Source organism: Ruegeria sp. AF5 (assembly GCF_056541905.1).
In genome coordinates, this window is record NZ_JBQFYZ010000013.1 from 33055 (window position 1) to 51650 (window position 18596).

Annotated in this window: 14 protein-coding genes; 10 read left to right on the plus strand and 4 right to left on the minus strand. The window is 57.7% G+C overall.

Annotation, left to right across the window (positions count from 1 at the left end):
• Nucleotide 1 precedes the first annotated feature (1 nt).
• Nucleotides 2-1486 carry an NAD(P)/FAD-dependent oxidoreductase gene (locus tag ACR0DS_RS15940; RefSeq protein WP_480484430.1) on the minus strand — a complete coding sequence of 495 codons (1485 nt, stop codon included), beginning with the start codon at nt 1484-1486 and terminating at the stop codon, nt 2-4.
• A gap of 671 nt (nt 1487-2157) precedes the next feature.
• Here ACR0DS_RS15940 and rfbF point away from each other — a divergent pair.
• The 6 genes from rfbF to ACR0DS_RS15970 all read left to right on the plus strand — a co-directional run bounded on the left by rfbF (nt 2158) and on the right by ACR0DS_RS15970 (nt 8653).
• Nucleotides 2158-2931, plus strand: a complete 774-nt coding sequence (gene rfbF, locus ACR0DS_RS15945; protein WP_480484429.1) for a glucose-1-phosphate cytidylyltransferase — start codon at nt 2158-2160, stop codon at nt 2929-2931.
• Entirely contained in the window at nt 2913-4007 is a 1095-nt protein-coding gene (gene rfbG / locus ACR0DS_RS15950) for a CDP-glucose 4,6-dehydratase (protein ID WP_480547047.1), read from the plus strand. Before rfbF ends, rfbG begins: the two co-directional genes overlap by 19 nt.
• The gene (locus tag ACR0DS_RS15955; protein ID WP_480484427.1) at nt 4004-5236 is read left to right on the plus strand and encodes a methyltransferase domain-containing protein; all 1233 of its coding nucleotides are present in this window, start codon (nt 4004-4006) and stop codon (nt 5234-5236) included. Before rfbG ends, ACR0DS_RS15955 begins: the two co-directional genes overlap by 4 nt.
• Nucleotides 5236-6114, plus strand: coding sequence for an NAD-dependent epimerase/dehydratase family protein (locus ACR0DS_RS15960; RefSeq protein WP_480484426.1), 879 nt, complete (start codon nt 5236-5238; stop codon nt 6112-6114). The genes ACR0DS_RS15955 and ACR0DS_RS15960 overlap by 1 nt, the downstream gene beginning before the upstream one ends.
• Before the next feature lie 32 nt (nt 6115-6146).
• On the plus strand, nt 6147-6512 hold the full coding sequence (locus ACR0DS_RS15965) for a GtrA family protein (RefSeq protein ID WP_480616847.1): 366 nt from the start codon (nt 6147-6149) through the stop codon (nt 6510-6512).
• A 104-nt stretch (nt 6513-6616) separates the two neighbouring features.
• The gene (locus ACR0DS_RS15970; RefSeq protein ID WP_480484424.1) at nt 6617-8653 is read left to right on the plus strand and encodes a B12-binding domain-containing radical SAM protein; all 2037 of its coding nucleotides are present in this window, start codon (nt 6617-6619) and stop codon (nt 8651-8653) included.
• A gap of 35 nt (nt 8654-8688) precedes the next feature.
• On the opposite strand, the gene ACR0DS_RS15975 is transcribed toward ACR0DS_RS15970, so the two are convergent.
• Both ACR0DS_RS15975 and ACR0DS_RS15980 read right to left on the minus strand, forming a co-directional pair.
• A complete protein-coding gene (locus ACR0DS_RS15975; RefSeq protein WP_480484423.1) occupies nt 8689-10737 on the minus strand; it encodes a glycosyltransferase family 39 protein in 2049 nt (682 codons plus the stop codon).
• Nucleotides 10734-11717 (minus strand): glycosyltransferase family 2 protein, encoded by a 984-nt coding sequence (locus tag ACR0DS_RS15980; RefSeq protein ID WP_480484422.1) that lies wholly within the window; start codon nt 11715-11717, stop codon nt 10734-10736. Before ACR0DS_RS15980 ends, ACR0DS_RS15975 begins: the two co-directional genes overlap by 4 nt.
• Before the next feature lie 242 nt (nt 11718-11959).
• Between ACR0DS_RS15980 and ACR0DS_RS15985 the strand changes: the two genes are divergently transcribed.
• Nucleotides 11960-13465 (plus strand): PepSY-associated TM helix domain-containing protein, encoded by a 1506-nt coding sequence (locus ACR0DS_RS15985; RefSeq protein WP_480484421.1) that lies wholly within the window; start codon nt 11960-11962, stop codon nt 13463-13465.
• Nucleotides 13466-13512: 47 nt separating this feature from the next.
• Here ACR0DS_RS15985 and ACR0DS_RS15990 read toward each other — a convergent pair whose 3' ends face one another.
• Nucleotides 13513-14949, minus strand: a complete 1437-nt coding sequence (locus ACR0DS_RS15990; RefSeq protein ID WP_480560174.1) for a lipopolysaccharide biosynthesis protein — start codon at nt 14947-14949, stop codon at nt 13513-13515.
• 307 nt (nt 14950-15256) lie between these two features.
• Between ACR0DS_RS15990 and ACR0DS_RS15995 the strand changes: the two genes are divergently transcribed.
• From ACR0DS_RS15995 to ACR0DS_RS16005, 3 genes are read left to right on the plus strand one after another with little or no spacing between them, the layout of a single operon-like run.
• On the plus strand, nt 15257-16183 hold the full coding sequence (locus ACR0DS_RS15995) for a glycosyltransferase family 2 protein (protein ID WP_209507463.1): 927 nt from the start codon (nt 15257-15259) through the stop codon (nt 16181-16183).
• A 1-nt stretch (nt 16184) separates the two neighbouring features.
• Nucleotides 16185-17159: a lysylphosphatidylglycerol synthase transmembrane domain-containing protein gene (locus ACR0DS_RS16000; protein WP_480520182.1), complete on the plus strand. Its 975-nt coding sequence runs from the start codon at nt 16185-16187 to the stop codon at nt 17157-17159.
• Complete coding sequence (locus ACR0DS_RS16005) at nt 17156-18595, plus strand: protoporphyrinogen/coproporphyrinogen oxidase (RefSeq protein WP_480560171.1); 1440 nt, start codon at nt 17156-17158, stop codon at nt 18593-18595. Before ACR0DS_RS16000 ends, ACR0DS_RS16005 begins: the two co-directional genes overlap by 4 nt.
• The last annotated feature ends 1 nt before the right edge of the window (nt 18596 follow it).

An 18596-nucleotide genomic window follows, 5' to 3' on the forward strand; every position in this document is an offset into this window, starting at 1 on the left:
TTCACAGCGCAGTGCTTTTGCGGAGACTCTTGCCCGGCGACGCCTTCTTCTTGGGCTTAGCTTCAAACTCTTCGTGATAAGAGCGCTCAACATTGACATCCCAAACGTCATAATTCTCGCCCAGAATATTGCGCGCCGCGTACATCGCCGACAGCATGGAATGATCCTGGTTGTTGTAGCGGTGCAAACCATTGCGACCCACGGTCTGGAAGTTTTCCAGCGTCTTCAGCCAACCGCTGACCGTGTCCAGTGCCTCTTTGTATTCGCTGTCATAGACGGGATAGGCCTTGGGCTGCCGGATAACCGCGTGATCAATGACATCTCTGGCCTTGGCCAGACCAAGCTTTTCAAGCTCTTCACTCGCAAGATGCCTGAGGTCTTCATCACTTGACGACCACAACCCGTCACCTTTCTGGCAGAAATATTCCATCCCGATCGAGGCTGTATTCTGATCGGGCAGCATTTCTGCAGACCAGGCTCGGAAATTCTGGATACGACCAACCTTCACCTGTGGGCTGTGGATGTAAATCCAGTTGTCCGGGAACGGATCGGCGTGATCCAGTATCAGGGTCACGATCAGGAAATCGCGATATTTCAGGCGATCGGCGGCCTCGACCACCTCGGGTGGTGGCGGTGGATCAAAGGCGTGGATCAGATCGCGCACGGCCATCGAATTGATGAATTCCTCACCCTCGACCCGTTCGGTTGTTTTGTCACCGCTTTCGTCCCAATGACGCACATCAATCGACGTGACGCGGTTACCATCGCGGTTGACCTTCACTACTTCGGAACGGGTTTCGACCGAACCGCCCTTTTCCCGGATCAGATCGCGGGTCTTTTCCCACATCATGCCGGGGCCCAGACGGGGATACTGGAATTCCTCGATCAGGCTGGCCGTATCATTGGCCCCCGAAATCGCGTTCCAGACCGCTTTGGGCAGGGATAGGTTCTTGATCCGCTGCGCAGCCCAGTCGGCCCGGATTTCCGACGGTGGAATACCCCAGACCTTCTTGGTGTAGCTGTGGAAGAAATGCATGTAGAGCCGTCCGCCAAAGCGGTTGACGACCCAATCTTCAAAGGTGTCTTCCTGCTGGCGCGGTCGGATCTTCCATTTGATGAAACTGCCGATGATCTTGTAGGTCTCGTAAGGGCCGATATTGCCAAGAGCATTGAAGATCCGCAGCGGATAATCATAAAATTTGTTGCGGTAGAAGATGCGGCTCAGGCGTTGCACGGTGATGAAATCATCCCCCATCACCTCATGCCACATGTCCTCGACCTCACGCACCTTGGTGAAAAACCGATGGCCGCCTATGTCAAAGCGATACCCTTTATGCGTTTCCGTTCGGGAAATGCCGCCCACCATATCCGAAGCCTCAAAGACCCGGGGAACATGTGTGCCGCTCAGTTTTTGCAGTTCATAGGCGGCTGTCAGCCCTGCGGGGCCACCACCGATGACGACAACGGGAACAATATCTTTTTTCAAATGACTAACACCCATACCAAAACACTTACCTAAGGCTACAAGAGGTTATCCGGGATTCACAACAAAATCCTGTCAGCGCCCTAAACAGAGGGCCTGAGTTTTGAAGCCCGGCCTTCCGTACAGAAAATAGGCACCCTGATTAGACGAACCGCACCCGCTGTCCATCCCATAAAGAGAGGGGGCAGATGCGAACCGGATCGCCTGTGTCGAAAACCGGTTCAGAATTGGTAAAAACCTCTGTCTCCTACACAGTCCTAAACCGCATGCGCTTTTTCCAATAATTTGAATCGTAACGATGTTTTCCGACCGGTATAGCTTTGTCAAAATTTCCCGCAGGTGTGAAATGTGCATTTGGTCCGCGCAATTCTGATACAACATGTACGACCCTGAATATGAGCTCTTTTGAGCGCTATCTCTGTGATGTTCTTCACTGGATTGCCCGGCTGAAAGAGCGTGTCAACAATATCGCCTCTTTCCACCCATTGTGTATGTTTGAGCGCCAAGGCAACAGGAAATTCAGTGCCTCACGACTCGTGGCTTTGTGAATCTTGACAGGGTGGCGGCGCTGTCGTCCTAATGCGTGCGAATGTTTGCAATAACCCGGATGCCCAGATCCGGGTTAAGATGAGTGTATTGGTAGCCAGTCTCGTTGTTAACGAGGGAGTAATTTTATGAAATGCGTTATTCTGGCCGGTGGCTTAGGCACGCGGCTCAGCGAAGAAACCGTCAAGATACCAAAACCCATGGTTGAGATTGGTGGTAGACCGATCATCTGGCATATCATGAAAATCTACGCGGCCCATGGCGTCACGGATTTCATCGTCTGCCTGGGGTACAAAGGTTATGTCATCAAGGAATTCTTCGCGAATTTCTTTCTGCACAACTCGGACGTTACGATCGACCTGGCCAATGGCGGTCTTGAAATTGCAAACAGCAAGTCAGAACCGTGGCGCGTGACATTGATCGACACCGGAGACGACAGCCAGACTGGCGGGCGACTTCGCCGGGTCATGCATCTGCTCAAGGATGAAGAAGCGTTCTGCCTGACCTATGGCGACGGTGTTGGTGATATCGACATTCGGGCCGGGATCGATTTTCACCGGGCGCATGGCAAGCTCGCAACCGTCACGGCAGTTCCTCCGCCCCGCCGCTTCGGCCAGCTCGAGCTGCAGAGCAATCAGGTCCTGAATTTCTCTGAAAAACCCGTCGGGGATGGTGGGCTGATCAATGGCGGGTTTTTCGTGCTGTCCCCCAAAGTGGGCGATTACATTGATGGCGACGATACCGCCTGGGAACGCAGCCCCCTGATGAACCTGACGCGCGATGGCGAGCTGATGGCCTTTGAACATAAAAGCTTCTGGCAGCCCATGGACACTATTCGCGAACGCCAGGAACTGGAAGAACACTGGGCCACAGGCAATGCGCCGTGGAAAATCTGGGAATGAGTGCGAGCGCGTTTTCCGGACGCAGGGTGCTTGTAACCGGGCATACCGGCTTCAAAGGCGCCTGGCTGGCTGCCTGGCTGGCCGAGGCTGGTGCAGAAGTCGCCGGATACGCCCTTGCCCCCGAAACGAAACCCAATCTCTGGGCATTGCTGGATCAGCGCAAAATAAGGTCGGTCACTGGCGACCTGAATGATCGTGCGGCCCTGGACCGGATCATCGCGGACACCGACCCTGAATTCGTCTTTCATCTGGCGGCGCAATCCCTGGTCCGGCGCTCCTATCGCACTCCGGTTGAGACCTTCGCCACCAATGTTCTGGGCACAGTTCAGCTTTTGGACGCACTGCGTGCAGCCCCGAGCCTGCGCGCGGTGGTGGTGGCAACCTCTGACAAGGCCTACGAGAATGTCGAACAGGTCTGGGGCTATCGCGAAACCGACCCGATGGGCGGGCATGATCCGTATTCCGCATCGAAGGGTGCGACCGAAATAGCGGTCGCAGCAATGCGGCGCAGCTATTATTCACCGGATGCCGCCGATCCACATCCGGCCCGGATTGCCAGCGCACGCGCGGGCAATGTCATTGGCGGTGGCGACTGGGCCGAAGACCGTTTGGTTCCCGATATCGTGCGCGGCTGTCTGAGCGATGAAGGACGCGTCGTATTACGCTATCCCGGCGCAATCCGCCCCTGGCAACATGTTCTGGAACCTCTCAGGGGGTACATGATGCTGGCCCAGAAGCTCGAACAGGACGGTGCCTTCGCAGCGGGATGGAATTTTGGCCCCGAACGTGACGATGAACGCCCGGTTCTGGATGTGGCCCAGGCGGTCATCAAGGCGCTTGGGCAGGGCCGGATCGATATCGACACCCCGGCGGATGCGCCGCATGAGGCCAAGATGCTTCGGCTGGATGTATCGCAGGCGCGTGCACTTCTTGGCTGGCGCCCGGTCCTGAGTTTTGACGACACCGTCAGGCTGACGGCAAACTGGTATGCGGGCTGGGCCCGCGGCACTCCGGCAACCGAGCTGTGCCACGCCCAGATTGCCGAATTCGAAACACTGAGCATGAGACAGGTATGACCGGCACGACCCATCCCACCTGCCGCCATTGCGGCGCGGATCTTGAGATGACGCTTGTCGATCTCGGACTGTCCCCTCTGGCCAATTCCTATGTCGACCCCGCGAAAGCGGACAAACCGGACCCGGTCTATCCGTTGCACGCCCGCGTCTGCACCGAATGCTGGTTGGTTCAGGTGGATGATGTCGTACCGGCGGAAGAGATTTTTTCGACCGATTACGCCTATTTCTCCAGCTTCTCGGACAGCTGGCTGGCCCATTGCCGGGATTACGTGGAAAAAATGGTCGACCGGTTCGATCTCGGGCCGGATGATCTGGTGATCGAGATCGCCTCGAATGACGGATATCTGCTGCAGTATTTCGTTGAAAAAGGCATCCCGGTTCTGGGGATCGAACCTTCAGGCAATGTGGCGACGGCGGCGCAGGAAAGGGGTGTGCGCACGCTGGTCGATTACTTCGGCGAGGCGCTGGCCCGAAAGGTTGCTGCGGTCGAGAAACCCCCGGCCCTGATTGCCTCGGCCAATGTGCTGGCGCATGTGCCTAACATCAACGATTTCGTTGCCGGCATCGCCACGCTGCTGACGGGGGACGCGGTCTATACAGTTGAATTTCCGCACCTTCTGAACCTGATCAAAAGCGTGCAGTTCGACACGATCTATCACGAACATTATTCCTATCTGTCGCTGCTGGCGGTCGAGACAATCTTTGCCAAGGCGGGTTTGCGCGTCTTCGACGTCGAAGAGCTGCCAACCCACGGCGGATCGCTGCGGGTGTTCGCCTGCCTTGAAGGGGCCAGCCACCCCGAAGGGCCGGGCCTGGCCAAGGTCCGCGCGGACGAGATGGCGGCGCAGTTCGACCGGCCTGAAGGTTACATGAATTTCACCACTCAGGTCGAAGCGCTGCGCGATGGGTTGCTTGCCTTCCTGCGTGAAACAAAGGCGCGGGGCGACACGGTTGCCGCCTACGGTGCCGCTGCCAAGGGCAATACGCTGCTGAACTATGCCGGGATCGGCCCCGATCTGATCTCTTACTGCGTCGACCGCAACCCGGCCAAACAGAACACGCTGCTGCCCGGCAGCCATATCCCCGTGCATGGAGTCGAAGCCCTGCGCGAGGCGCCGCCGGATTACGTGCTGATCCTGCCCTGGAACATCCGGGATGAGGTCATCGGGCAACTGTCCGACCTGAAGGTACGGTTCGTGACCGCCGTGCCGGAAGTCAGGATCAGCTGATGGCACGGGTTCTGCTGACTGGCGCAACCGGATTGATCGGACGCGCGACGGTTCCGGCTCTGACACAGGCGGGCCATGAGGTGGTGACGCTGGGCCGCAACCCGGCAAACGACATCCCCTGTGATCTGCTGGACCCCAGCGCCACCACAGCAGCTCTTGAAACAGCTCGCGCCAGCCATCTGGTTCATCTGGCCTGGCATGACGGCCCGCGCGACCGCTGGGCTTCCCCGGCCAATCTGGACTGGATGGCCGCCACGCTGCACTTGGTGCGGGAGTTTGCGCGCATCAGCGGGCGGCGTGTGGTCTGCGCCGGAAGCTGTGCCGAATATGACTGGTCGGTGCCGGAGCTGACCGAAGCAACGCCTTTGCGGCCCCGGACCCTGTATGGGGCCGCAAAGGCTGCGACCGGTCTGGCGCTGTGCGCAGGCCAGGATGCGCTTGGCTTGTCTCTGGCCTGGGCCCGCATCTTCTTTGTCTACGGACCGGATGAACCACCGGGCCGGTTGTTTGGCGATCTGATTTCAAATCTGAAGATAGGCGAGCCAGTAGATTGCACCGATGGACGACAGGAACGGGATTTCCTGCATGTCGATGATCTGGCGCGCGCGCTGGCGCTTTTGCTGGAAACCAATGTCACCGGTGCGATCAATATAGCAAGCGGCACCGCCGTCCCGGTCCGGCAGTTGATTGAAGAGGTGGCAAACCAGATGCATCACCCTGACCTGATCCGGCTGGGGGCTATCTCCCGCGCGGCAAATGATCCCGACCGGCTGGCAGCGGATGTAACCCGGCTGCGGAACGAAGCCGGGTTTTCGCCACAATATGATATTATCACCGGAGTCGCCCGGTGTCTTTTGACAAACGAGGAAGCTGTATGAAATCTTCGTTCTTTCTGCGAAAACAGTCCTTCATGCTTTTTGCTCTGGTCGGTATTGTTAACACGATTTTTGCATACGCGGTTTTTTCGGTTCTGAGCCTGTCAGGCTTGCCAGCACAGGTCGCTCTTGCGGTCTCGTTCGTCATCGGCGTGTCGTGGAATTTCATGACCCACGCCCGCATTGTATTCGAAACCAAAGGGTTGAGGAGATTACCCTTCTACCTCGTGGCATATGCCATAGTTTACATCTTCAACGCTTTTTCGCTCGAAGCGCTCCTGCTCGCAGGGCTGCCTCCGATCATTGCACAAGGTCTGCTGGTTCTACCCGCTGCGGTGCTGGCATTCATCCTTGTTTCCCGGGCATTGACCGATCGCTTCCCGTGGCAGCAGAAGGTCTGAAATAATGCGTCAAAAACACTTTCACCCCCGAACCGGTCCATCTGATACAGTAGGATATGGACTGTTAAATGTATTTGGTACCAGTGCTGGAAGGATAATCGTCAATGCGTCTTTATCTTGCTGATCTTGGACATAACCTCGTTACCGCAACATCAGACACCTACCCATTAGGTGTCGGCAATCTTGCGACTTTCGCCCAAGCCTATGCGAAAAGCCCGACATCGATCGAGGTTGCAATCTTCCGCGACCCTCAGGAATTGAAGGCAGCCATTGATGCGGCGGTACCCGACATCATTGGTTTCTCAAGCTATTCCTGGAACCACCACCTGGCCTTGTCCTTTGCGGATTACGTCAAGGCGATCAATCCCAATGTTCTGACCCTCATGGGCGGCCCCAATTTTCCACTGACCGAAGAAGAACAGGACAGCTGGATCCGGACCATGCCACAGATCGACATGCATGTGCGCGGCCCCACCTATGAGGGCGAGCGTGCATTCCTCAGTACGCTGCAACGGTTCATCGATGTTGGCGCCCGCCGCGAAGGCATGTGGGAAGAGGCCGTTGATGGCGCGCTTTACGTGCACCCGAAAACCGGAGAGATCCTGCGCGGGAGCGAGCCGCCCCGCATCCGCGATCTGGACGAAATCCCGTCACCCTATCTTGCCGGGCTGATGGACAAGTTCTTTGATACCGGCCTGTTTGCACTGATGCAGCTGGCCCGCGGCTGCCCGTTCACCTGTGCCTTCTGCAACTCGGCAGTCAAATCGAACTCGAAAGTCTTCCGCCATTCGTTCGAACGTACCAAGGCCGATCTGGATTACATCGTGGCCCGCATCAACCATGCCAGCCCCTTGTGCTTTGCTGACGACAATTTCGGCATGTATGTGCAGGACGAAGAGGTGGCCGACTATCTGGGCCATCTGATGGATAAATACGATTGGCCCAAATATATCCGGACAACCACCGGCAAAAACCGCGGCGACCGGATCATCAAGGTGATGCGCAAGGCCAAGGGCCGGTTGCCAATGACCTCATCGGTTCAGTCCCTGAATCCGGTAGTTCTGAAGAACATCAAACGCGACAACATCAGCCTGGATACTTATACCGAGGTACAGCAGGAGCTTCATTCAAAGGGCATGCAATCCTATGGCGAGCTGATCCTGTGCATGCCGGGTGAGACCAAGGAATCCTTTATGGATGCGGTCGACAAGCTGATCGAAACCGGTGTCAGCCGGGTGGCGGCACACCAGCTGATGCTGTTGCATGGCGCGCCACTGGCCAATCCTGACAGCCGCAAAGAATTTGGTTTCAAGACCCTGCACCGGGTCGTTGCCCGATGCCTGGGCAAATATAACGGTCCAACCGTGGTCGAGACCGAGGAAATGGTGGTCCAGTCCGAGAATTTCTCGTTCCAGGATTACCTGGATACCCGTGTTTTCCATCTGCTTCTGACGATCTTCTATTATGAAGACAATTTCGAAGAAGCCTTCCGGCTGGCGCGTTCTCTGGACATCCGACCGTTCCAGATCATCAAGCATATGCAAAAGATTCTGGATCAGGCACCGGAGCCGTTCCGCAATGCAGTGGCTGGTTATCTGGAAGAGAACCAGGCTGAGCTGTTTGAAACCCGGGCCGATTGCGTGGCTTGGGCGCAGGACAATTACGATGACCTGATCAGCGGTGAACTGGGGGGCAATCTACTCAGCAAATACTCGATGATTGGCCGGTTCATTGTACTGGACGAAGCGCTTATTTTCCTGAAGCGGGCCATCTCGGACCTGCTGGATGAAGGTGATCACGAAGCGCATGCCATGCTTGACACGATCATCAACTATTACAGCGCCGTGATGCTGCATGTGCCCTTCTCTCAGAGCCTGGAGAACGAGCCGGTCTGGAGTTCATCCTTTGATGTCGAAGCCTGGCGGAACTCGGGGTATGAGGGTACTCTGACCGATCATCAGTTCGACGCGCCGCGCAATTTCCAGACACAGGTCGATCCACGCATAAAAACGACCCTGCTGTCCCGGATCGACACCTTTGGTGAACATGCTTCGGGGCTGGGACGCTTTACGCGGACGATGTTTGCCAATGACTTCAGACGCAACTTTGTGGCCGCCGAAAACCAGCACGCTGCTGAGTAATTGCGCTCGGGAAAACCCGACTGACCCGGGGCGTGTCAGTCTGCGTCGCTCAGGTAGACAACCTCGCGTCCGGGGAAGGCAGCGATAATAGCCGCGTTCTGATCCGGCCCCAGATCGTTGAGGAAAATTGGCTTATCCGGCGGCAGGAACGGATCGTTGAGATAAAGCGCAGACCCGATGTCTCCTTTTGTCGAGACAAAAATCAACGCATTGCCCAGATCAGCGGCTTCAACCTGTCGCCTGATGTCACCGCTATACCCGCCATATCCGTCATATTTCGAAACACCGCGCCAGGATGTGAAACTGACAACCGAAATGGCGCAGAGCAGCAGAACAACACAATGCAGGCGGCCGCGATACTGCTCGGGCAACCGATCATTGATCGCCTCGATCCCAGCCGCAGACAAAACCAGGATAGGCAGCAATGCCGTGTGCCAATAGCGCGGTCCGAGGTAGAAGGTGCCTGTAAACCAATAGAAGAACAGAACAGCCACGAGGGCAGCAAAGATCACCAGCATCGCACGGTCAAACCCGGTCAGCTTTTTGCGCCAGATAAAGACGATCCAGAGCGGAACCAGCGACCCGAATGTCCAGCCCAGAAGTTCGAGGTTAAGCGAGGCAAGCGCGTTGACCAGGTTCAACACGGCTTCGGCGGGGCTGTGACCGATCCAGATATCCAGCGCCCCCCAGCTTTGGGCGGGCGGGCCCACATTTTCCCCAAATCCAAATGCGTTTTGCGTGTCCGGCCACAGACGGCTGAGATAGTCGGCTTGTGCGGTTAACAACGGATCGCCCGTGATCGCGTGATTGACCAGAAAAACGACAGACCCGGACAGGATGCCCCCGACACCACAGGCAAGCACTTGCCCGATCCCGGCAGGCAGTCGGCGAAGCACCCACAGGCCTGTCAGACCACCCACGATCAACCCGTCCAACGGTCGGGTGACAAATCCCCATCCCAAGGCCAACCCGGCGGCAAATGCCAGGAATACCGCCCGGCGGGCAGACCCCTCTCCGGCCCGGATCAAACACCACCAGGCCAGTAAGATCGTCACCAGCATAAGCGCGTGGTTCATCAGCGTGGCCCCAACAGCCAGCACCCAGGGTGAGGTTGCCATAAGCAACGCGACCATATCCGCGCGTTCCCGGCTGATTGCCCGGCGGACAATGTCATGGGCCAGCCAAACCGATATCCCGGTCAGGATCGGATTGATCGCCCATGGCGCCCCGACCAGCACCCCAAGGCTCAAAACCATGGCCCAGCCCTGTGCCGGAACACTGATCCATTTGCCCTCATGTATTTCGAGAAGATAATATTCCAGCGCGGGGTGTGCCGCTTCGGGCGGGGCCGGAGCCCAGAGCGTGCCAGCCGCAAAGGTCCGTGCCTGAAAAAGATAGGCCAGCTCATCCTCGACATGGGGCACCTGATCGAACGCCGTCCAGGCCAGTATGGCGCTGACCAAAGTCGCAAACACCGCCAAACCAGCCACCGGGATTCGCGGCATGTGGTCTGGCCCAACCACAACAAACATGGCCAGTATCGTGGCCAGTTGAACCAGTGACAACACACCGCCAACACCGATCTGCAAGCCATAGGCCACATGATAGCCATAGGCGATATAAGGAGTTGCCGACAGGCCGAAAACCGCAACCAGAACCATCAGCTGAAACAGGCGAAATATCCCCGCTTTGGCGAAAAGACCGCCTATGGCTGCGCGCCCTGCAGGCCGTATGAGAACAACGCCGATCACCGCCGCCTGCATCGTCAGTATCGCCAGCATGATCAGGTTCTCAGGCGGGTCCGCAGAAATCTCAAGGCGTGGAAACCAAAGCGGTTGCGTCAGCCACAGCCGGGCTGCGCCGCCCAAAAGAGCTATTGCGCTCAGAAAGCCAAACAGAACCTGACCACGCAGCCAGAAGAAGCCCAGAAAAATCACCGAGGCCACCACCATGCACCCAAACCATATGCGCAGCTCGGGCAGAGTTGCATTGGTGGTCGGAGGATCTGCGGCCCACGCGGGACCACACCCCAATACGAAAAGGCCAATAAGACCCCACAGAAACTGACTTGAACGGAGGCTCATGCCATGTGTTCTTCTTTGACCAGCGCAGGATCCCGTGCGGGACCATCAATATTGATACGTTCCTGCTCGGTGACGATCGGTCCGCCGCGCACCTGGTTGTGGATCGAGGTAATGTATTCCCCAAGCATACCGATGAACAACATCTGGATACCCGACAGGAAAAACAGCGCTACGATAATGGTCGTTGTCCCCCGCGGGGCCTGCTCGGGGTTAAGGAAATACAAAACTGTGGCAATAAGGGAAAACAGGATACAGCCAATGGCAATGACCAGACCGCTGAGCGTACAAAACCGCATTGGCGCGCGCGTGAAGGCGAAAATAGCGTTCAGCGCCTGATCCGTCAGGGCCATCAGATTATGTTTGGACAACCCCCGTGCCCGAGCCCGCCAGACATAAGGCACAATCACCCGGCGGAACCCGCAGCTTGCGATAATGCCACGGATATACGGGTAATGATCCCGATGCGACAACACCGCCTTGAGCACTTTGCGATCGATCAACTGGAACTCTCCGACAGATGATTCCATCGTCACGTCTGACAATCGGTTAACGATCGTATAAAATGCCGATCGAGCGCAGCGCATCACAAAGCTTTCTTCACGGCTGGCCCGTGCACCCGCGACCACATCATACCCGCTTTCCCACAACCGCACGAATTCCGGGATCATTTCGGGCGGGTCCTGCAGATCAACCGGCAGAATGACGACAATCGCATCCCCCCCGGCATAACGCAGCCCATTGAAGGCGGATCGAAACACACCAAAATTGCGGGCGTTCACTACCACTTTTACATTCTTGTCTTTGGCAGCGATCCCACGCAGGATTTCCACGGTACGATCGGTCGAAGCATTGTCGACAAAGACGTGCTCACACCTGTAACCCGGCAGCTCTTTTTCAAAAATCGCCTTAACGGTTTCGTAGCAACTTGCCACGTTGTCTTCTTCGTTGAAGCAAGGAGAGACAACAGAAATTGTTTTCATATCATTATCTAACATCTAACGGCACCACTTACCCACCCAATATGCAGACACAATCATAGCATCCCGTAAAGTTTGGGATTCGCACAACATCTGCACCGCAGAAAAATCATGCAACAATGCGTATTCGCAGCCACAGAGAAAATGAATCCGCCGCCGCCCGATAACGTTACCGCCTGGCTATTGTTTCCCATGCCTATACCGCGTTTAGTGTACCCAGAAATTGTAGACTGAAAAATATTCAAATGGACCGTAGAACCCGTAATGCGCTTTTTCAGATCCACACCTGGATGGGCCTGCATTTATCTCTCTTTTTTGCATTCATGTTTCTGACCGGAACCCTTCTGGTGGCCGGATTCGAACTTGAATCGATTGGCCGTCCGGCGATCTGGACCACTATCGCCAAGGAAGATCGCACCGCCAGCTTCGGTATGATCTATGAAGGTGTCAAAGAAGCCCATCCCCAAAGCCGGCCTTTCGTGATCGTCAAACGCTCAACCCCCTGGTTCGTGGACCAGGTCTATGGCAACACAGGTTGGGGTGAGGCGGTGACATTCTGGACAGATCCGGCCACCGGAGAGGTTGTCGAAGAAACGCGCAACCTAGGCTTTCGCAACATATTGCGGGATTTGCACGATACGCTTCTAACCGAGAAACGGGCCATGTTCGTACTGGTTTCGTCCACATCGGTCCTGCTGCTGGGACAGATCATCAGCGGGCTCGTTACGTATCGGCGGTTCTGGAAAGGGTTTTTCCGGTGGCCCAGCCGTTCGAACGGAATACGATCATGGGCAGGCGGTGCGCATCGGCTCACCGCTGTGTGGTCCGCACCGGTTGTGATCCTGATCGCCCTGACCAGCTTCTATTTCATGCTAGGTGGGTTGGGAATGAGTGGCACAACACCAGAGCTTCCTCCCTCGTCTCCTCGCGACTCCGCTTTGCCGACGGGCTTTGGGCCAGAGATGATAAACATTGCCGAAGCCCGCGCCCAGGCGGCCCTGTCCGGTTTTGATCCTGTTGTGATGCTTATACCCGGCAGCAAAGCCGACAGCCTTGTCTTTATCGGGCATGTAGAAGGGATCGCAGAATTTCGCGGCATGAGTTCCGTTGCGCTGGATCCGGCGACGCTCGAGGTTCTGGGGGTTCTGACGCCGAACGGTTTGGGCGGGCTTGCGAAGTGGAAAGAGCTGATGAACATGCTGCATTTCGGCACCTGGGGCGGCGCGTTCTCGATGGCGCTATGGATTATTCTCGGCCTGATTGCCACCGGCCTTGCCCTTACAGGCGCCCTGATTTTCGCGGCCAGAATTGCCCCTGATGCCACACAAAATGGCCCACTTAGGCGCATCTGGCGTGGTATGGGATGGACCCGGTGGGGATACCTTCTGTTATTGGCAGGTATTCTGTTTACCGCGTATTACCGTTTTGGCCCCAATTCCCACGACAGAACCAGAGCTTTTGCAATCGACGCCCCACCGTCGGTTGCCCGATTGATTATGGACGCCCCACTCCGGCGCGACACCGCCCTTGATATCCAACTTCGGATCGGTGAGCCTGATGTTCAGGCTGCAGCGATCACGATCAATGGCGATGAGGTGCAGGCGGTCAAATTCACACAGAACGGTGACAGGGCCATCGCCAGTTTTGAGCTGCTCCCTTCGGAGGCGGAGAATAACATCACCGCTCACCTCAAAAAATCCAACGGCGCGGAGAAGGCTGTCAATTTCCGCCTCGGCGCACCGATTTGGTAGCTGCCTGTCCCGCTCATCAACCAGGATGGGTAGCGCATTAATATGTGCTATCCACTGACCTCTTGCGGGTCAATCTCGGGGCCTGTTTCCTCTTTCCTGCGCACCATTGCGATCAGCAGACGCAACCTGTCACGCAAAAACAATGCAGCCAACAGACAATAAACAACCATTCCGGTCGCAGTGCCGATCAGCAGACACAAAACCTGAGACATCCCGTCCAGTTGCCGCACAATTCCAAACACTGCGAGAGCCATTCCTGCAGATAGCAGAAACGGTGCGAGATGCTGCCGCATCAAAGCCGGGCCGGGCAGCCCTGCAATATGCCCCAGATTGGCGAATTTGAGCGGCCAGATCAGCAGAAAGACCGCCACAAAACCGGCGGTGACGACGGGCAAACCATACGGAGCCAGTGCCACGATCGCCGCCGCCGCCAGCGCCACTTCGACCCAGGACAGAACCGCCAGACGCCCGGCCTGACCTGCCGCCAGACAAAAGGTCTGCTGCACCTTTTCGGCGCACAGATACATGCCGAACACCGACATCAGGCTCAGGACCGGAGCCGCCAGAGCCCATTTCTGACCAAACAGCAAGACCAGCGCGGGCTCTGACAGAACCGCCAGCCCGGCAAAGGCCGGAAAGGCCAGAAACCCGGTCAGGCGCATGATGTCGATCAGCAAATCCGTCGCCGGACCACCATCGCGCGCAGCCGCCCCAAAGGCAGGCTGCGCCACGGTGCGCAGCGGTGTGATAATCAGGAACGAGGCGGTCTCGATCACCCGCCAGGCAATTGCGTAATACCCCGCCTGCACCGGCCCCAGCATCGCGCCGATGATTACCGCAGGCGATTGCACCGCCGCCAGTTCCGCCGCGCGCAGGCCCAGAATCCGGTGGCTGAAATGCAAAATCCTGCGCATGTGATCCCGCGACGCGTGAAAAGCCGGACGCCAGGACACTGCGCCCCAGGCCATCACGATATTGGTCGCTGTCATCGCCAGCCGCTGACCGACCAGGCTCCAGACCCCGTACCCGGTCAGCGCCATGCCAATTCCCACAACCCCTCCGACCGCCGCGCCAAGTGCTGCGCGGATGGCCAGAACACGGAACTTCATTTCCCGGCGCAGGATCGCCACAGGCACTGCCGTCAGAGAAATCATCAGAACTGTTGGGGACAATCCTATCAACAATTCGCCCGCAATCGGTTCATTGTAGAATTTCGAGACCAGCCCTGCGCCCAGATAAAGCGCAATAGTCAACACACCCCCGAGCAGCGCCAGCAACCAGAAAACCGAATTCAGCCGCTCTGGTGACAGCGCCTCATGGGTCAGCAGAATGTCGGAAATCGTTTCGCGCACCAGAAATTCGGAAAACAGCACAAAGGCCGCAACCATCGCCAGCAGGCCAAAGGCTTCGACCCCTAAAATACGGGCAAGAATGGCAAAAATGATGAAGTTGAACGCCTGTTCGACCCAGATACCAGCCGACATCCAGGCAACTCCGCTGCTGAAACTCTGCCGCCCTGACATCCGTTTCCTTCCTGCTGCCCGCACCCCGCCATGTTCCAGGCGGCACATGCCTCAAACACTTGCACCTGCTGCGTGCAGTATACGTAATTACAAACTTGACGCCTTAACGGTCGAATTTGGTCAAATTTATTGTCTATGTTCAGTCTGTACGTGTTCGAATACTATACGCAATACAGGGAATTATGCCCGTTACGTTCCATGCGCCACGCAAATCTTGCAGCGGGGGCTGGGGCTGGGACTATTAAGTGAATAAAAGGTTTTCATTTTCATGAACAAAGTCGCAGAGCCGATGGTGACGAACAGCACCACATCTGAAGAGCTGATCGCATCGGAAACCGCCGGCATGAGCCTGAGCGTGGTCATCCCCGCCTATAACGAGGAAAATGCCGTGCGTCACACCGTCGAGGACGTGCGCGCCCATCTCGAGCCGCTGAATATCCCTTACGAAATTATCGTGGTAGACGATGCAAGCCAGGACAATACCCGCGCCGAGGCCGAGGCCAGTGGTGCCACCGTCACCTTCAACGATGTCAATTCCGGCTATGGCGCCAGTCTCAAGCGCGGGGTGCGGATGGCGCAGCATGAATATGTGGCCATTCTGGATGCCGACAGCACATACCCTGCGCGCTATCTGCCAAGCATGCTGGCCATGTGCCGTGATCAGGACATGGTGGTCGGCGACCGGGGGGCGGCGATGAAAAACGTGCCGCTGCTGCGCAGGCCGGCCAAGAAATTCCTGTTTGCCTTCGCTTCATTTCTGGCCGAGCGCAAGATCAACGATCTGAACTCGGGCCTGCGCGTGTTCCGCAAATCCGAGCTGATCCCATTCCTGCCGCTGCTGCCGCAGAACTTTTCGTTCACTACCACGATCACGCTGTGCATGACCTCGAATGGTAAAAGGATGATCTATACGCCCATCGAATACGGCAAACGGGTGGGCAAATCGAAAATCCGTCCGATTGATTTCCTGAACTTCATCATCCTGATCCTGCGCATCAGCACTTTGTTCAACCCGCTACGGGTGTTTATCCCTTTAGGTCTGGCATTTTTCACGCTGGGCACGGTGAAGTTCATTATCGACATGTTCTACTGGAACCTCAGCGAAACTGCAGTATTCTCATTCCTGGCAGCGATCATGATCTGGTCACTGGGGCTGATCGCCGACATGATCTCGCGGCTGCACCTCAGACCGTGACATGAGCGGCAGGCTGCTTTCCGACCCAAGTCAACGGCGTTGGCTGATCCGGGTGGCCGGGTCGGTCGTGGTGCTGGCGATCCTGTTCTGGTTGCTTCCCGCTGAGGCCATCGTGACGGCACTGAAGTCGATCCCGATCTGGGTCTTTCTATGCGTGCTGGCCCTGTTCCTGCTGGCCCATGTGGGGGCCGCGCTGAAATGGTGGCTGCTGCTGAACCGAGGGCTTCCTCCCCTGCTGGCCATCCGGGCCCATTTTGCCGGGCTGGCCGCCAATCTGTGCCTGCCCGGCGCAATTGGAGGTGATACGGTGCGGGCCGGTCTGGCGCAGGCCGCGATGAAAGACGGTGCGCAGGTCGTCGCGGGCGCGACCGTTGACCGGCTGATCGACATGGTCGCGCTGCTGACCCTGTCCTGTCTGGGTCTGGTGCTGACATGGGAAAGCGCTGCCGGCGGGCATATGATCTGGCCGGTTGCCCTGATCCTGCTGGCCGCACTGGCGGGGATGGTCGCGATGCCGCGCCTGCTGCCTCTGCCCTGGCGCTATATCCCGTCCCTGCCCGGCAAAGGGTTTGCCCATCGCCTGGCCGATGCGCTGGCCGGGATGGGCCGCAAACCCGGCACGCTGGCCATTGCCTTTGTCGCATCGGTTCTGACCCAGCTGGTGCTGGTCCTGCTGGCCTGGTGGCTGGCCATCGCAGCGGGTGTCGATGTGGCAGCCGGGCCGTGGGTTTTCGCCTGGCCGCTGGCCAAGATCATTGCGGTTCTGCCGGTCTCGCTGAACGGGCTCGGCCTGCGCGAGGCCACGCTGGCCGGGTTTCTGACCCCATTTGGCGCCAGCGCGCCTGCGGTCGTGGCCGCCGGGCTGGTCTGGCAGGTAGTGTTGTTTACGGCAGGCGGGCTTGGCGCGCTGGTTCTGACCCTGTCCGGGATGCGGTTCAGCACCCCGGCAAATTCCCAAAAGGAAGAGTGCAAGTGACGGATGTTTCCCGACCCGACAGCAACGACAGGCCCCATATCATCATACTGGGTGCCGGACCGGCCGGGCTGGCCGCGGCCCATGCGTTAACCGGGCAGGCCCGCGTAACGGTAATCGAACGCGCCGCTATCGCGGGCGGCAATTCAGCTTCCTTCCCGATTGAGGGCGTGATCTGCGATTATGGCTCGCATCGGTTTCACCCGGCGGCAGAGCCCGAGGTTCTGGCCGATGTGAAAGCCCTGCTAGGGGACGATCTGCTGCTGCGCCCGCGCCACGGGCGCATCCGGCTGGGCGGAAAATGGATCCACTTCCCGCTGAAACTAACTGACGCGCTGATGCGCCTGCCCAAACCCTTTGCCTTGTCGCTGATCGGGGACATGGTGCTGAAGCCGTTCCGCAAGAAAAGCACCGGGCCCGAGACATTCTCGACCGTGCTTTATGACGGGCTGGGGCCTACGATTTCGGACAATTTCTATTTCCCCTACGTGCGCAAACTGTGGGGGCTGGACCCGGACAAACTGGCCGTGAAACTGGCCGAGCGCCGGGTCGGCAGTGGATCGGTCGGCAAGATCCTGATGAAGATGTTGCGCCTGCTGCCGGGGCTGCGCAGCGAAACGGCGGGTCGGTTCTTTTATCCGCGCAAGGGGTTCGGGCAAATCTCGGACGCGATGCGCAACAGTGCCGAAGCCAACGGCGCCACCTTCCTGTTCAACGCCGAAATCACCGCCATCGAACGGGACGGCAACCGCATCACCGGCCTGACGATCCGCGAGGGCGAGGGGGAACGGCACCTGACCGGCGATCTGATCCTGTCGACCATCCCGCTGACCGGGCTGACCCGCCTGATCGACATGCCCCCGCCCGAGGTGGTCGAAGCCGCCCGTGCGATCCGCTTCCGCGGCATGATCCTGCTGTACCTGGTGCTGGAGACAGACCAGTTCACCGAGTTCGATGCCCATTACTTCCCGGAACTCTCGATCCCGATCAGCCGGATGTCAGAGCCAAAGAACTATAACGCCAGCGGCACGCCAAAGGGCGTCACCGTGCTGTGCGCCGAACTGCCCTGCGACCCGGATGAGAAATGGTGGTCCATGTCCGACGAGGAGCTGGGGCAGGAATTCACCAAGTGGCTGGGGCAGCTGGGCCTGCCGGTCACGGTTCCGGTGCGCCGCTGTGAAACCCGGCGGCTGAGCCACGCCTATCCGGTTTACGATATGGGCTATGAAGAGCGGTTCGATACGGTGGATCAATGGCTCTCAAATTTGGACGGATTGCTCGTATTTGGACGACAGGGTTTGTTTGCCCACGACAATACCCACCACGCCTTTGCCATGGCCTATGGCGCGGCGGATTGCATCGACGGCAAGGGCCATGTCGACCGCGCGAAATGGAACCGGTATCGCGAAGTCTTTGCCACCCATGTGGTGGAAGACTGAC

Bases quoted from the DNA above. Each gene is read 5' to 3' on its own strand.
- ACR0DS_RS16000 (WP_480520182.1), top strand. From the start codon at position 16,185: ATGAGCGGCAGGCTGCTTTCCGACCCAAGTCAACGGCGTTGGCTGATC.
- ACR0DS_RS15960 (WP_480484426.1), top strand. From the start codon at position 5,236: ATGGCACGGGTTCTGCTGACTGGCGCAACCGGATTGATCGGACGCGCG.
- ACR0DS_RS15990 (WP_480560174.1), bottom strand. From the start codon at position 14,949: ATGTCGGCTGGTATCTGGGTCGAACAGGCGTTCAACTTCATCATTTTT.
- ACR0DS_RS15995 (WP_209507463.1), top strand. From the start codon at position 15,257: ATGAACAAAGTCGCAGAGCCGATGGTGACGAACAGCACCACATCTGAA.
- ACR0DS_RS15955 (WP_480484427.1), top strand. From the start codon at position 4,004: ATGACCGGCACGACCCATCCCACCTGCCGCCATTGCGGCGCGGATCTT.
- ACR0DS_RS15970 (WP_480484424.1), top strand. From the start codon at position 6,617: ATGCGTCTTTATCTTGCTGATCTTGGACATAACCTCGTTACCGCAACA.
- ACR0DS_RS15985 (WP_480484421.1), top strand. From the start codon at position 11,960: ATGGACCGTAGAACCCGTAATGCGCTTTTTCAGATCCACACCTGGATG.
- ACR0DS_RS15980 (WP_480484422.1), bottom strand. From the start codon at position 11,717: ATGAAAACAATTTCTGTTGTCTCTCCTTGCTTCAACGAAGAAGACAAC.
- rfbF (WP_480484429.1), top strand. From the start codon at position 2,158: ATGAAATGCGTTATTCTGGCCGGTGGCTTAGGCACGCGGCTCAGCGAA.
- ACR0DS_RS15965 (WP_480616847.1), top strand. From the start codon at position 6,147: ATGCTTTTTGCTCTGGTCGGTATTGTTAACACGATTTTTGCATACGCG.
- ACR0DS_RS15975 (WP_480484423.1), bottom strand. From the start codon at position 10,737: ATGAGCCTCCGTTCAAGTCAGTTTCTGTGGGGTCTTATTGGCCTTTTC.